Genomic DNA, 14245 nt, shown 5'->3' with positions numbered 1-14245 from the left:
GCTGGAACCGGAGGCCCTGAAAGGCCTCCGGTTGCTTTTTGTCATGATCAGATTGGAACAGCTGCCTGAGGTTTCAAATCAAAACCCTCTCCAGGCTGCATGGCATTCACTTTCAGCCCAGCCTCCTGAGCCAGCTTCAGGAAGGTATTCAGGGCATCTGGGGTTTCCACATAGCGTCCTGGCTCATGTCGACCATAATGAATGGGGACCACGAGCTCTGGAGCCAGAATGCGTGCAGCAGCAACGGCCTGCTCCGGGGTCATCACAATGGGAATGCCACTGTCCTGAAAACGCCCGATGTTGATGCGGGGTGCATTCATGGGCAAGAACACCACATCAAAAGGCCCATACAGGCGGGCAATGCTCCACCAGTGCCCATGCCAGAGGGTGTCTCCTGCATGCAGGATGCGTTTTCCGCCCGCTTCCACCACCCAGGACACCTGCGGATCTCCCAGACCATCTGAAGCGGGAACAGCATGCACCACAAAGTCTGCGGTGCTGTGGGGCAAAATCAGGGGCTGATGAAGTCCCACTGTTCGCACTTTGAGTGATCCCACGTTCAGGAAAGGGAGCACATCATGGTGGGTGACCAGTGTTCCAGTGCCACCGATCCATTTGTGAATGTACCCCAGATCTGCGTGATCTGCGTGGTGATGGGTCAGGAGGGCATGTCGATGGGTGGTGGTCACCTCGGGATCAAGTTCTGCTTCTGGTGGGGTAATGGTGTCAATGAAGAGGGTGGTGTCCCTGGCGGTCAGTTGAACGCCTGCCCAGTGAAGCCGTTGAATCTGCATGTGCATGGTCCTTTCCGGCAAAAGCCATCCCAGACACCTGTCAGGTGCCTCTGCTTTTCCCTGTACCGCCATGCTATGCCTGGTCTTCTAACCTGTCAAGTGATAGAATGATGGTTAGAAAAGGTGAGCCCATGAACCAGACTTTTGATTTTGATGCCAACCATGTGGCCGTGGACCTCATCAACACCGTGCGGATGAAAGAGGGAGCACGCTGGGACAGGCTTGAGGATTTTCAGGACCTGCGAGACTGGGTGGTGCAGTCTGGTCTGCTGGACCTTGCACAGACCGAACAGGTCAAAACACTCCCGGAGAGCACAAAAGTGCTCCAGGAGGTGAAAGCCTTTCGGGATGACTTGCGAGCCGTGCTGGAAGGCTTTGTTGCAGGTCAGCCTGTGCCTTCTTCCTTTCTTGACCACCTCAACCAGATCCTCCAGCAGCACCCGGGTCATCCCGTCCTGAAAGGAGAGAATCCCCCACTGCAACGGTCAGTGCAGCATGATCTCACCCATCCAGAGGGCTTGCTGGGTCTGCTGGCAGCACAGGCAGCAGACCTGCTCACCCTGGATTTGACGGGCAGAATCAAAAAATGTGAAAACCACCTCTGCATCCGGTACTTTCTGGACACCAGCAGGAACAACTCCCGCAGGTGGTGCAGCATGAGCGGGTGCGGCAATCGGGCCAAGGCCCAGGCATTTTATGAACGCAAAACCAGGGGGCGAGGGGCAAGTTGAGTGCAGCAGTTCAACAGGGCGGCACTGTTTTTGCTTCGGTCAAGGCATGATTGGTCTGTCGGTGGAGCAAACAGTGCAGACCGATGCCCTTGAAAGTTTTGTGTGGCTGGTTCAGAAGTGTGTTTTTCGGTCTGCTTCAAATCGCTGGTAAAAATCTTCCACAGAAACCCCAAAGGCTTTTTCAAAAGCAGTTTTCCAGGGGAGTTTTTGACCCACCTGCTGGCAGAACTGCCCCAGAGATGCTGCACCTGCACGTTTGACCAGACGGTCCACTGCCCGGTAAGCCAGCGCATATTCCGGGTCTCCTGGCATGCTGGTTTCGTAGGCCTTCAGGGGTTTCAGGTCGGGGCGCATGGCTCCCCAGCTGCGCATTTCCTGTTCCACCTCATCAGGGGTGACCCGACCTGCATGCACTTCGGTTTGCCACCCCACGTAGGTTGCAGTGCCTTCGACCCACCAGCGGTATTCGTGGGCGTTGCCTTTTGGAAGGCAACCCAGCTGCCCTTGCAGGTTGTGAAAATGCTCGTGGGCCACGATGGTGAGGCCCAGGGTTGGTTCGTTCTTCAGGACTTTCTTCCAGAGGCTTCTGGTGCTGTTGATGCAGATGCTGTTTTTGTTCGCCACCGCTGTCGCTGGCTGACCCAGAGCCTGCAGGGGCACACACGGAGAAATGGAGGCAAGCTGAACCCGTACAGGTTGAGGGACCTCTGTTTTCAGAACGTCCTGGAAATACTTCTGCGCATCTTGCAGGGCAGTGGCGATCAGCTCTTCGTGACCTGCGGGAACCCCGGGCTGGGTCTGCAGGGTGTGCGGGGTTCCTTCAATGGTTTTTGCCGTCCCTCCGAGGTACACGGTCTGCCAGAGGGCCAGCACGCCAGCGGTACCCACCAGCAGCACTCCGCTGCGGATCAATGTTTTGCGAATGGTGGTTTTCATGGTGTTTCCACTCTAACTGGCAAGGGTCACGGGGTGATCCTCCAAAAGGTGGAGGTGCGGCACATCCTGTTCCTCTGCTGCCTTTAGATCCCCTTCAGGTTGCTTGAGGGAACACAATGCACAACCCCAAAAGCTGATAACATCTAGACAGGTGACCCCCATGATCAACAGCAATTCCTCTGCCCGCAAGAACCCTCCTGTCCCTGAAGAAACTGGCCCCGTCTACACCCGCCATTACGAACCCACCCAGTCGGCCCACGGAGATCAGGCTGGAGAGCAGGGTGCCCCAGGCAACAACGACGCCGACATCGGCGGCAACGGCCACCAGAGTGACGAAACCCCGAGCTGACAGACCCACCTTGAGAGGTCAGACCCGGGGTAAAGCCTGTTGCTTACCGGATGACCAGGTTTTGCACCGTAAACTGGTTGACCTGGATTTTCTCGTTGATGCTTCCGGTTCCTCCCAGGCTTTCCAGCACATGGGAGAACACCACCTGGCCGGACACCTCGCCTGTGTGTCCATCTGGTGTTCTGTACTTCAATCTGACCTGTGCCTTTGTGGGAGGACACGCAGCAAATTTGGGGTCCTGATGCCCCTCCTCATCCCCACCCGTCACTTCAAGCAGGGTCACTTCTCGCTGGAAGGTCAGCCAGTCCCAGCCGAAGTGCAAGAGGGCTTCGCGTTCCAGAATCTGCTCAAAGTGCCCTGCACCCATCCAGCCCCGCAAGTTCATTTTCACCTCGCTGGGGTCCAGGGTCTGTTGCAAAATGCCTTTTGCATGATCCAGCTCCAGATGGGCCCACATGCGGCCTTCGGGCAAATCAATCACCGTGGGGGCAAACCGGTGCCCTCCAAAATGGCTGGTCCTGAAAATCCGTACCCCTGGGAGGGCCTGTTTCCTGAGGTGCTGGTACAGCGGGATTCCAAATTTCCCGCAGGCAGAATCGACACTGCCGTGGGTGCAGATGAACCAGTCGCGGTGCACCTGATGGCAGCGGAAGGCTTCCCAGCGGGTCAGGTCACAGCCGGACACCAGGGCCTCCACCAGACCTGACACCTCGGACTGGGGCACCAGATGGTCCATGGACTGAAAGCTGTCAGAGGTCTCAGCACGGTCGTACCACAGGACACGCACCAGCCCCTGGTCTTCTGCTTCGGGCATGATGGCCTGCAGGCGCACCCGGTGGCCCTGATCCGCTGCCTGCTGCAAAGTGCTTCCCAGCAGCTCAGACAGCACATCTGGTGTTGCCTTGTTGCCCCAAGGGGCAGGGGTGCTGACCATCAGGAGGCGCAAAGGCATGGTGGCACTGCCGATGGGGTCCTCTCCGGCCCTTCTGGCAAACACATTGCAGAACTCCCTGAGCTGGCAGGTGTCGGTGTCGGCCATCAGCGGTTCAGGGTCTCCTGGATGCTCTGCAGCACCTGGGTCACAGCCAGAGGGCCACGAATGCGGTTCCACTGCTGGTTGTCTGCGAAGAACACCCGGTTCTTTTTGCTGACGGGGAGGCTCTTCAGGAGGGGATGGGCAAACCATTCCTTCTGGGCATTGTCAGGGGTGTTGTCGTTGTTGGCAATGGCGAACACGAAATCTGCTGGAATCGCAGGAATGGCTTCCAGGGTGATGCTGCCCTCTTTGGCATTGGCAGGCTGGGACAGCTGGAATCCCAGTTCGGTGATCAGGCGTCCACTGACGTTGGCGTTGGAAACCAGGGTGGGGGTGATGCCACCATTCATGCGTGGGAAACCAATCAAGAGGGCTCTGGGGGTGCGTTTTGCCACAGGTTTCAGCAGGGTTTTGGCCGTCTGCAGTTTTTTCTCGAAGTTGACGATCACCTGTTCAGCACGTTTCTGCTTCTTGAAGATCTCAGCAAGGGGTTTCAGGTCCTTGCGCCACATGTTGCTGATCCCGTTGTTGAAGTCGTTGCCGTCCAGCAGTACAGTGGGGGCGATGCTGGAAAGCTGGCTGTAGATCTGCTCGTGGTAACTGGCCTGTCCCACAATCAGGTCGGGTTTCAGGGCCAGAATGGACTCCAGGTTGGGCGCTTCGCGGGTGCCGAGGTACACCGGGTTGCTCTTCACAAACTTCCCAAGGTAGGGGATGTTGCTCTGCTCAAAGGTCTGACCAATGTTGCCCAGTTTGAAATTTCCCACTTCGGCGTAGCCTGCAGGTTGCATTTCCAGGCTCAGCAGCAGGTCCAGGGCATAAGGGCTGAGCACAGCGATTTTCCTGGGGGTGGTTTTCAGGGCCACTTTGCCCATCTGGGTCTGCACGGTGGTCTGGGCGGAGGCGGTTCCCAGCAGCAGGCTGAGGATCAAGAGGTGTTTCATGGGGTTCCTTTACAAAATGGGGCCGTGAAAGTACAGAGAAGTCCACCTGACAGGGGAATTTCTCTGGCTTCTATAAAACTGACAAATCCGAGCTGATATGTCAAGTATTGGATTAAGAGAAGAGGTCTGCCTTGATCTCAGGTGCTTGCCCGCTCACCAGTGCTGCTGTAAAAATTTCAGCCGCTGGAGCAATTGTGCAGTCTGTCCTCCCTCATGTCTGTTGAATGGATAAACACAGATTTCTTTTGGACCTGCAAAATGATTGAAAGCAGCAAAGACCGTGCTCGGAGGGCAGGTCTGGTCCATCAGGGCCACCGATAACAGGGCTGGGACTTTACACAGTGAGGCAAAATTCATTCCATCAAAATAAGCCAGTGTTCCCAGAACCTGCTCCCACCTGTCCCGATGCACCCGCAAGTGGTTTGCGATTTCCACATAGGGAATGCTGTCCGTGAGGGTGATGGCCCTCTCAAAGTGACACAAAAAAGGCACATCGGACATCAGGAGTTTCACCTGATGGCTCAAAGCAGCAACTGCAAGGGCAATCCCGCCCCCCTGGCTTTCTCCGGCAACAGCAATGCGCTGTGGGTCCACCAGTTCAGAGGCCTGTGCCGCCTGCACGGCCCTCACCCCATCGGTGAACACCCGGCGGTAATAATAGGCCTCTGGGGTTTCGATCCCACGGGTCATGAAGCCTGGGTGCTGAGGCCCGGAACCCACCGGATCAGGGGTATCCCCCTTGCGCCATCCGCTGCCCTGGCCCCGGGTGTCCATGACCAGATGGGCGTGACCTGCACTGGCGTAGGTCAGGTGGTCCACAGGCTCTCCCCGTCCTCCGCCATAACCGATGAATTCCACCACACAGGGAAAAGGACCCTCCAGGTTGTGCGGAACCATCAACCACCCCTTGATCTCATGGCCCCCAAATCCTGCAAAGGTGACATCAAAAACCCTGAGGGTCTGGAGTGGTGTCTTCACCTCATCAAAACGGGCATTCAGGGGATGCTGTGCAGCTTCCTGCAAAGTCTGCTGCCAGAAAGCGTCAAAGTCTGCTGGGCAGCGGATTTCAGGACGGTAGGTCTTCAGCTGTTCCAGGGGCAGGTCAAAAAAAGCCATGATGTACCTCACAAGAAGGGGAGGAGAGCACAGGCTCTCCTCCTTGAAGATGATGGGGTTTACTGGATGGGCGCAGTGGCCAGTGCGATCTTGGTGGCTCCACGCTGCCCCACTTCGTAGAACATGTACATGGTGCTGCCGATGGTCAGGAAGGTGGAGGCACCCACACGTCCATTTTCCGGGGCGGTGGTCAGGGAATCATAGAAGACCCCGAGGTGGTTTTCCAGATTGAAATCTGCCCCCACTTCTGCAATGTGCAGGTTTCCACTGCCTGCATTGAACACCACGTAATGCTTGCCTTTCCAGGGGAAATACACTGGACCTGCGGCCTGAGGCCCTCCAAACTGTCCGCCACTTTCAGAACTGTTGGGAGTGATCAGTGCATTGTTCTGACAACGCCAGTTTCTGGCCTCACCGGACCAGCACAGGTAGATTTTGCGGGTGCCTCCGTTGTTGCCCATGATCACCATGGTGTATTTGTTGCCTTTGCTGGGCATGGTGTAACGGTAGACCCTGGCATAGGACACCTCAGACAGACCATCAATTTTCTTGTAGGTGCCTGCTGTGGACACCACCGTCTTGTCATAGGTGAAGTGGATGCCGTCATGGGATTTTGCCAGACGGGTGTCGGTGTTCTCCCCGTGGAAGTACAGGTAGAGTTTCTTGTCGGTGGTTTCCTCAGGCACCCAGATGGCATGGGGAGAGGAAATATGACTGATCAGGCTGCTGCTTCCGGTGACCTGGGTGACCCACCTTCTGGTGATGATCGGAATGTCCGAGTAACGGGTCCAGGGTCCAGTGGGGCTGTTGGAATAAGCCAGATAAATTCCTGCAGGTGCATCATGTGGGGCGTAGTACATGTAGTACGTTCCCAGAGGGTTCGCAAAGTAATCGCTGGCCTTGATGACACTTGGGAAAATCAGTTCCTTGTAGGTGTGCTCGGGGTCATTTCTGGGAGGGAAAATGGTGGTGTCCGCAATGACCTTCTGGTAGGTGAAATCGGGGAAGCCCGGCAGTTCGTTCTTCTGAACTTCAGAGGTCTGGGTGGAAGGGGCCTCCACTTCGGCGGCCTTGTTGCAGCCAGCGAGCAGGCCCATCCCGATCAGGGCGAAAAGGGAGCAGGAAAGCAGCATTTTTTTCAGGTTCATGGCGCAGGGTTCTCCTGTGGGGGAATGGAAGCGAGCCACACCGGGCTGAAGGGCATGGGTGTTGCACAGCAGAGGGCCTCAGCAGCCAGCTTCCTGTTCTGAAGGTTTTGAATGAGGTGTGTGGAAACACTGTAATTCACGGAAGAGGGGAAACTCAATTTTCATTCAAAATTTGAACGGATTCCCACGGGTTTGAATGGAAAATCCTGTGGATTTGAACATGCGTTTTCACCTGAGGTGGGTGGATCGGCTCCCTTCTGGAGCTGAAAATGCATGCGAGTGCCAAGGCCTGATCCTTTTGAGGTGTGCTGTGTGGAGGCCGATTTCCCATGCTTTTGTCCTGGAGAACAGGCCTGTTCCTTCAAATTCATTTCAAAAATTGAATAAAATTTGAATTGCACAGAGACCTCCTTTAACCTGAATGCACCATGACCGTAACGCAGAAAGACGTGGCCCTGAGGGCCAGGGTCTCCATCTCCACCGTCTGCCTGGTGCTGAGGGATGATCCCAGAATCAGCGACCAGACCCGCAAATCGGTGCTCGAAGCCGCGAGTGAACTGGGATACCTCGCCCGCACCAGCCTGCACACCCCCTCGGACACGCATCACATCGGGGTGTTGCTGGCGAATCCCGGAGTGCATCCCACAGCGGATCACTTCTTCGGGGAAGTCATGCATGGGGTGACAGAGGAATCCGAGCGTTTCGGGCACACGGTGAGTGTCAGTGCTTTTGATGGGAAGACCCTCCCCAGACTGGCCCGCGAACGCCGGGTGCATGGTTTCATCATCGGGGGTGCCCCCATTTCTCCGAGTCTGATCGAGCAGGTGCGGGCCATGACCCTGCCCAGTGTGTTCATCGGGCGTTACCCGAACCACCTTCACCTGAATGCCGCCCTTACGGACAATCCGGCAGGGGCAGCCCTCGCCACTGAACATCTGTTGAAGCTTGGACGCCGCAAGATCCTGTTCATCAGTGGGGACCCGCACGAAGCGGTGGTCTCTCAGGACCGGGTGGAAGGGTTCCTGAGGGCACACCGGGAACAGGGTCTGCAACCAGGACCGATGCTCCATGCCCAGCGCACCATCGAAGGAGGCATGGAAGCCATGCAGAACGCCCTCAGTGAAGGCATTCCGTTTGATGCCGTGTTCGCTGCAGAGGACCTGATGGCCCTTGGGGTCCTGAGGGTGCTGAAACAGCAGGGCATTCGTGTTCCCGAAGATGTTGCAGTGGTTGGGTATTCCGACATTCACATGGCTTCCTTGAGTGATCCGCCACTGACCACCGTGCATGTGCCCAGAAGACGGCTGGGACGCACGGCTGCCAGACTTCTGGATGACCTGCTGACAGGTCGGGCAGAGCCCAATTTGCACGTCACCGTTCCACCCCGTCTGGTGATCCGGTCTTCCTGCGGAGGGGTGCCCGATTCATGAAATTCTCCTCTTATGGCCCCTCACCCCCTTTTTAGCAACACCCCTTCAAAATCCACCCCCGCAAACCCCCGATTTTCATTGACCCGTCGGGTCAGGAGGAAACGTCCATGAAACATGCCCGCAGAAACCTGATGCTTCTCACCCTGCTCAGCCTCTCCACTGCCTCTGCGCAGGAAAAAGTGACCCTCAGGTTCACCACCTGGGCCGGAGGGGACGGCCTGAAACTGCTTCAGACCCTCGCCACTGAATTCACAAAGAAAAACCCCAGCATCAATGTGGAAGTGGAGTCCATTCCTTTCGCCAGTTACGACCAGAAACTGACTGTGCAGATGGCTGGAGGGACCAGTCCAGACGTGGGCTGGGTTGCAGAGCGCTCTGCCCCTGCTTACATGTCCAGCAAGTCCCTGGTGGACCTGAACCCTTACATCAAATCCAATTCTTCCATGCGAATCAGCGATTACGCCCCAGCTTCCATGACCCTCTGGAAGAAAGGGGAGGGGATTTACGGCCTTCCTTTTTCCTTCTCGCCCATCTTCATGTACTACAACAAGGACCTGTTCCAGAAAGCAGGCATCCCCACCCCATCTGAACTCCTCGCTCAGAAGAAGTGGAATTACGCCGCATTTGAAGCCAGTGCCGCCGCAATCAAAAAAGCCGCTCCCAATGCTTACGGTGGAACCCTCCTCAGGCTGGACCCCACCAACTGGGCCGCAGGCATCCTGGCCGCCATGTATTCCAGTGGGGGAGACATCTTCAACAAAGACCTCTCAAGCTGCACCATGAACAGTGCAGGCACCGTGCAGGCCTTCGAGATGATGCAACGCATGATCAAAGAGGGCAGTGCCCCCAAACTCGGGGAACAGGTCACCTTTGCCAGCGGAAACCTGGGGATGTACGCGGATCAGGTGTCCTACTCCGGGCAACTCAGCAACGTGAAATTCAAATGGGACATCGTGCCGATGCCCAGCGGACCCAAAGGCCAGAAAACCCTGCTCGGTCAGGCTGGATACGCGGTGTTCAGCGGGTCCAAACACCAGAAAGAAGCCATTCAGTTTGTGGCCTTCCTGTCCAGTCCTGCGGTCATGAAACGCACCGCGCAGTTCTTCCCCCCACCCCGCCGCAGCATCCTGAACAGCGACGCCTACCTGAACTCCAACCCCCTGATTCCTGCGGCAAGCCTGCGTCAGGCCGTGCTCAAACAGGTCAGTGGAGCAAAAGCCCTGATCGTTCCGGCCAACTGGGCGCAGGTCAATGACGTGGTGGTGCGCAACATGGACCGCATCTTCAGGCCCTCTGCCAACGTCAAAGACGAACTGAACCAGGTCTGCAACGACATCAACCCCCTCCTCCGGTGAAACCCCACTCGAAAACAGGTGAAGAGATGACCACCAAAACCCCTCCCGTCCCCAGATCCCAGTCCCGCCCCCGCAAAGGGGGCTGGGAATCCCAGTGGGTGGGCCTGCTTTTCGTGCTGCCCTTCATGCTGGGCCTTACCGTGTTCTTCATCGGCCCGATTCTGGCCGTGCCGATCATGTCCCTCTTTGAGTGGGTGCTTCCCCGCCTTCCTGAATGGACCGGGCTGGGCAATTACACCCGCATGACCACCGACCGCGAAGTTACCCACTCAGTGTGGATCACCGTGCTTTTTGTGGTGATGCTGGTCCCCACCAACATCATCCTGGCACTGGGTCTGGCCCTTCTTCTGAACATCAAAACCAGAGCTGCAGGCTTCTTCCGCATGGCCCTCTTCTCACCCGTGGTGGTTCCGCTGGTCGCCTGGGCGCTGGTCTGGAGATTCGTGCTGCAACCCGATTTCGGTCTGGTCAACGTGCTGCTCGGGAAGCTGGGCATCCAGGGACCCAACTGGCTGTATGAAGCCCCGTGGGCACTGATTGCCGTGGTGATCTGTCTGGTGATTGAACACGTCGGGATGAACATGCTGATCTTCCTGGGTGCCCTCCAGAACGTGCCTGCAGAAGTGCACGAGGCCGCGAAGATCGACGGGGCGAACTCCCGACAGATCTTCTTCAAAGTCACCCTGCCCCTGATGTCTCCCACGGTCTTCTTGACTGTCATCGTCACCATCATCGGGGCACTGAAATCCTTCGCACCCATTTACGTGCTCACAGGAGGCAACGACGCAGCGAGCGTGCTGATGGTGCAGATGTGGAAACAGGGCTTCAAGTACTTCGATTTCGGTTACGCCTCGGCCCTCTCCTGGCTGATCTTCCTCGCCATGCTGACCCTCACATTCCTGCAATGGCAGCTTCGCAAACGGTGGGTGTTCTATGAATCTTGATTTCCCAAGGCTGAGATTGCTTTCCAGCAGCATGTATTACCTGGTGATGATCGTCCTGGCGATTCCCTTCCTCTTCCCAACCCTGTGGATGCTCACCGCCTCCCTGAAAAGCGATCAGGAGATTTTCCAGAATCCGCTGGCCCTGATTCCCCAGTCGATCAGCTGGGACAACTTCACCCGCATCTTCCACGACTACCCCTTTGCTGCCCAATACGTCAACAGCGTCTACATCGCCGTGGTGGTCACCGCACTGACCCTGATCATCGGAGCACTGGCTGGATATGGCTTCGCCAGGCTGAACTTCCCTGGCAAGGACCTGATGTTCATCCTGTGCCTGTCCGCGATGATGCTGCCCAGTGAAGCCCTTTCCATCCCCCAGTTCGCCCTCTTCAAGTTTCTGGGCATCAACAACACCCACCTGCCCATCATCCTCTTGCAAATCTTCGGCGGCACAGGGGCGCTTGCGGTCTTCATGATGCGCCAGCACTTCCTGACCCTGCCACGAGAACTGGACGAAGCCGCCCTGATGGATGGCCTCGATCGCTGGGGCATCTTCTGGCGGATCATGCTCCCCCTCGCCCGTCCAGTTCTTGTCGCAGTGGGCATCTTCGCCTTCCTGAATTCCTGGAACGACTACTTCAACCCTCTCGTATACCTCAACTCCAGCGAGCAATACACCCTGCCTCTCGGCCTCCAGACCTTCACCGATCCTCTGGGCGGCGTGTTCTGGAACCTGACTCTGGCGGCCTCAACCTTATCCACCCTGCCTCTCTTGCTGGCCTTTCTGGTTGCCCAGAAGCAGTTTGTGCAGTCGATGGTGGGGAGCAGTGTCAAAGGATAAAGGCTTGATGCCGAGGGCCCAGGGCAAATCTGAATGCTTTTGCTTGTGCTTTTTGCTCTTGACAGTTTGCTTTAGCCAAAACACCTTATGCTCTCGGCTCTCGGCTCTCGGCATCGGGAACCACATGCCTGGCGCTATAACCACTCAACCACCATGATCCCCCAGGAGACCCCCCATGACCCATGAACACCACACAGACATCCTGATTGCCGGAGGCGGACTGGGAGGTGTGGCCGCAGCACTGGCCGCACTGCAGCTCGGCAGGAAGGTGATTTTGACCGAAGAAACCGACTGGCTGGGTGGGCAACTCACCAGTCAGGCCGTGCCCCCCGATGAGGCGTGGTGGATTGAAGAATCCGGTGCCACCGCGAGTTACCGCACCTTCCGTGAGCTGGTCCGGCATTACTACCGGGAGCATTACCCCCTGAAGCCCGAAGTGGCCCAGGACCCCTTTCTGAATCCCGGTCTGGGAAATGTGTCCCGGCTGTGCTTTGAGCCCCGTGTGGGGGTGGCGGTTCTGGAGCAGATGCTGGCCCCTTACCGGGCTTCCAGGCAGCTTGAGGTGTGGATGCAGCATGTGCCTGTGGCAGCCACCACCGATGGGGACACTGTTCTTGCTGTCACCTTCAAGAGCTTGACCTCTGGAGACCTGCGGGTGGTGACGGCGGATTATGTGCTGGACGCCACCGAACTCGGAGACCTGCTGGAACTCGCTGGCGTGGAACACGTGATTGGCGCGGAATCCCAGCTTCAGACCGGAGAACTGCATGCGCTGGAAGGGGAGGCCAACCCGCTGGACCAGCAGGCGATCAGCTGGTGTTTTGCCATTGACCATAGAGAAGGCGAAGACCACACCATTGAAAAACCTGCCCAGTACGACTTCTGGCACCAGTATCAGGCCCCGTTCTGGCCCAACAGGCAGCTTTCCTGGAACGACCTGCATCCCATCACGTTAAAGCCCAGGTTCCGTGACCTGTTCAGTGATCCGGTGGTGCAGCTTCACAAGGGGGATTTCTGGCATTACCGCCGGATTTTCTACAAGGGGCATTACGAGGATGGCCTCTATCCCAGCGACATCACCCTGGTGAACTGGCCGCAGATCGATTACTGGCTGGGTCCCATCATCGGGGTCAGCGAAGAGGAGAAGCAAAGGCATCTGGAGGGGGCAAAACAGCTCAGCCTGTCGATGCTGTACTGGATGCAGACCGAAGCCCCCAGACACGATGGCAAAGGTTACGGTTATCCTGGCCTGAGCCTGCGTGGAGACATCACCGGAACTGAGCATGGACTCGCCAAAAGCGTGTACGTGCGGGAATCCCGCAGAATTCAGTCCGAGTTCACCGTGCTGGAACAGCATGTCGGGGTGGAAGCCCGCAAAGGCCTGACCGGAGCAGAAACCTTCCATGACAGTGTGGGCATCGGACAGTACCGCATCGATTTGCACCCCTCCACAGCGGGACGCAGTTACATTGATGTGGAGAGTTACCCGTTCCAGATTCCTCTGGGAGCCCTGATTCCGGTGCGGGTGGAGAACCTCCTGCCGGCCTGCAAGAACCTCGGGACCACCCACATCACCAACGGCTGTTACCGCCTGCACCCTGTCGAGTGGAACATCGGGGAGGCTGCAGGAGCCCTGGCCGCCTATTGTCTGGAAAAAGGCCTGAAACCCCGTGAAGTGCGAAATTCCAGAGCCCATCTGACTGATTTCCAGAGCATGCTCACCCTCAGCCTGGGATTTGAGTTGCAGTGGCCTGAGGCTTTCAGGATGCTGGCATCTCCGGGTTTTTGAGCTTTCAGGAAAACCGGTCCAGCAGGCTGTAATAGTGCAGTTTTTCTTGATCCAGATCATGACCGTAAGCCTGTAAGAACACGTGTTTCCATCCTGATCCACAGTTGTATTCGGTGCTCCACAGGGCCAGGGTCAGGTCCGTGTAACGGTCACTGATCCCGGCCCGTCCCACATCCACAAAACCACAGATCCGGTCCTGATCCACCAGCACGTTGGGGAAGCAGTAATCCCCGTGGGTCAGGACCAGATCCTCGTCGGGTTTGTTGTTGTGCAGCCAGTTCAGAACATCTTCGGGGGACTCATCTGTGAAAGCTTCCAGGGCGATCTGTCCCTGCTCAAGGCGCTGACGGGCCTCAACCAGCCTGAAATCCAGTGAACGGTCGAGGGGGCAATCCTGCGTGGGCTGCCCATGCCACAGGCGCAGCCCTCGGGCAAAGTGCATTACCGCTTTTTCCCGGTCTTCCTGGGCAAGCAGTGAAAGGTCCCTGCCCTGAATTCTGGAGGTGATCAGGAATTCCTGCCCATCCTGCTCTGCGTGTCCGAGCACTTCTGGCACCGGAACATGCTGTTGCAGCCACTTCAGTGCCTGAAGGTCCTGCCTCAGGGTTTCAGGGGATGCCTGGGGCTGGATTTTCAGAAACCACCGGTCGGTGAAATAAACCATGGCCTGTGATCTGCCGATGTCATTTTGTTGCCAGTGGGCATCCTGAAAGGTCTGCAAGCTTTCCGGAAGGGGACGGGGAAGAGGCATGCTTTCAGGCTATGGGAAAAGGAGGGTTTTGACCATCCGCAAAATTGCCCTCAGCACAAACACAGACCTGTGAACAGACCG

General features: G+C 57.1%; 15 protein-coding genes. 7 read left to right on the top strand and 8 right to left on the bottom strand.

The features are described 5' to 3' along the window. Window positions 1-47: 47 nt before the first annotated feature. Window positions 48-800, bottom strand: a complete 753-nt coding sequence (locus tag DC3_RS05660; RefSeq protein WP_186815851.1) for an MBL fold metallo-hydrolase — start codon at window positions 798-800, stop codon at window positions 48-50. A gap of 125 nt (window positions 801-925) precedes the next feature. Between DC3_RS05660 and DC3_RS05655 the strand changes: the two genes are divergently transcribed. Further along, a complete protein-coding gene (locus DC3_RS05655) occupies window positions 926-1525 on the top strand; it encodes a CGNR zinc finger domain-containing protein (protein WP_186815850.1) in 600 nt (199 codons plus the stop codon). A 111-nt stretch (window positions 1526-1636) separates the two neighbouring features. Here the strand turns inward: DC3_RS05655 and DC3_RS05650 are convergent, their stop codons facing one another. Then, window positions 1637-2461: a hypothetical protein gene (locus tag DC3_RS05650; RefSeq protein WP_146882969.1), complete on the bottom strand. Its 825-nt coding sequence runs from the start codon at window positions 2459-2461 to the stop codon at window positions 1637-1639. Window positions 2462-2621: 160 nt separating this feature from the next. Here DC3_RS05650 and DC3_RS05645 point away from each other — a divergent pair, with 160 nt between their 5' ends. After that, window positions 2622-2810: a hypothetical protein gene (locus DC3_RS05645; RefSeq protein ID WP_146882968.1), complete on the top strand. Its 189-nt coding sequence runs from the start codon at window positions 2622-2624 to the stop codon at window positions 2808-2810. A 43-nt stretch (window positions 2811-2853) separates the two neighbouring features. On the opposite strand, the gene DC3_RS05640 is transcribed toward DC3_RS05645, so the two are convergent. The 5 genes from DC3_RS05640 to DC3_RS05620 all read right to left on the bottom strand — a co-directional run bounded on the left by DC3_RS05640 (window position 2854) and on the right by DC3_RS05620 (window position 7455). Further along, window positions 2854-3849 carry a ferredoxin family protein gene (locus tag DC3_RS05640; RefSeq protein ID WP_186815849.1) on the bottom strand — a complete coding sequence of 332 codons (996 nt, stop codon included), beginning with the start codon at window positions 3847-3849 and terminating at the stop codon, window positions 2854-2856. Next, window positions 3849-4790 carry an ABC transporter substrate-binding protein gene (locus DC3_RS05635; RefSeq protein ID WP_146882966.1) on the bottom strand — a complete coding sequence of 314 codons (942 nt, stop codon included), beginning with the start codon at window positions 4788-4790 and terminating at the stop codon, window positions 3849-3851. The genes DC3_RS05640 and DC3_RS05635 overlap by 1 nt, the downstream gene beginning before the upstream one ends. A gap of 153 nt (window positions 4791-4943) precedes the next feature. After that, entirely contained in the window at window positions 4944-5906 is a 963-nt protein-coding gene (locus DC3_RS05630; protein WP_146882965.1) for an acetylxylan esterase, read from the bottom strand. A 59-nt stretch (window positions 5907-5965) separates the two neighbouring features. Next, the gene (locus tag DC3_RS05625) at window positions 5966-7054 is read right to left on the bottom strand and encodes a glycoside hydrolase family protein (protein ID WP_146882964.1); all 1089 of its coding nucleotides are present in this window, start codon (window positions 7052-7054) and stop codon (window positions 5966-5968) included. A gap of 161 nt (window positions 7055-7215) precedes the next feature. Then, on the bottom strand, window positions 7216-7455 hold the full coding sequence (locus DC3_RS05620) for a hypothetical protein (protein ID WP_146882963.1): 240 nt from the start codon (window positions 7453-7455) through the stop codon (window positions 7216-7218). Window positions 7456-7482: 27 nt separating this feature from the next. Between DC3_RS05620 and DC3_RS05615 the strand changes: the two genes are divergently transcribed. The 5 genes from DC3_RS05615 (at window position 7483) to DC3_RS05595 (ending at window position 13413) form a co-directional block, all read left to right on the top strand. Further along, entirely contained in the window at window positions 7483-8484 is a 1002-nt protein-coding gene (locus tag DC3_RS05615; RefSeq protein ID WP_146882962.1) for a LacI family DNA-binding transcriptional regulator, read from the top strand. Window positions 8485-8591: 107 nt separating this feature from the next. Beyond that, a complete protein-coding gene (locus DC3_RS05610) occupies window positions 8592-9839 on the top strand; it encodes an ABC transporter substrate-binding protein (RefSeq protein WP_146882961.1) in 1248 nt (415 codons plus the stop codon). Window positions 9840-9865: 26 nt separating this feature from the next. Further along, window positions 9866-10783: a carbohydrate ABC transporter permease gene (locus tag DC3_RS05605; protein ID WP_146882960.1), complete on the top strand. Its 918-nt coding sequence runs from the start codon at window positions 9866-9868 to the stop codon at window positions 10781-10783. Beyond that, on the top strand, window positions 10773-11624 hold the full coding sequence (locus DC3_RS05600; protein ID WP_222594702.1) for a carbohydrate ABC transporter permease: 852 nt from the start codon (window positions 10773-10775) through the stop codon (window positions 11622-11624). The genes DC3_RS05605 and DC3_RS05600 overlap by 11 nt, the downstream gene beginning before the upstream one ends. Window positions 11625-11799: 175 nt before the next feature. Next, entirely contained in the window at window positions 11800-13413 is a 1614-nt protein-coding gene (locus DC3_RS05595; protein WP_146882959.1) for an FAD-dependent oxidoreductase, read from the top strand. A 4-nt stretch (window positions 13414-13417) separates the two neighbouring features. Here DC3_RS05595 and DC3_RS05590 read toward each other — a convergent pair whose 3' ends face one another. After that, on the bottom strand, window positions 13418-14164 hold the full coding sequence (locus DC3_RS05590) for an APH(3') family aminoglycoside O-phosphotransferase (RefSeq protein WP_146882958.1): 747 nt from the start codon (window positions 14162-14164) through the stop codon (window positions 13418-13420). Window positions 14165-14245 lie beyond the last annotated feature (81 nt).

The sequence above is a fragment of the Deinococcus cellulosilyticus NBRC 106333 = KACC 11606 genome (assembly GCF_007990775.1).
Classification (GTDB): domain Bacteria; phylum Deinococcota; class Deinococci; order Deinococcales; family Deinococcaceae; genus Deinococcus_C; species Deinococcus_C cellulosilyticus.
This window is presented reverse-complemented; position numbering and strand designations above follow the sequence as displayed.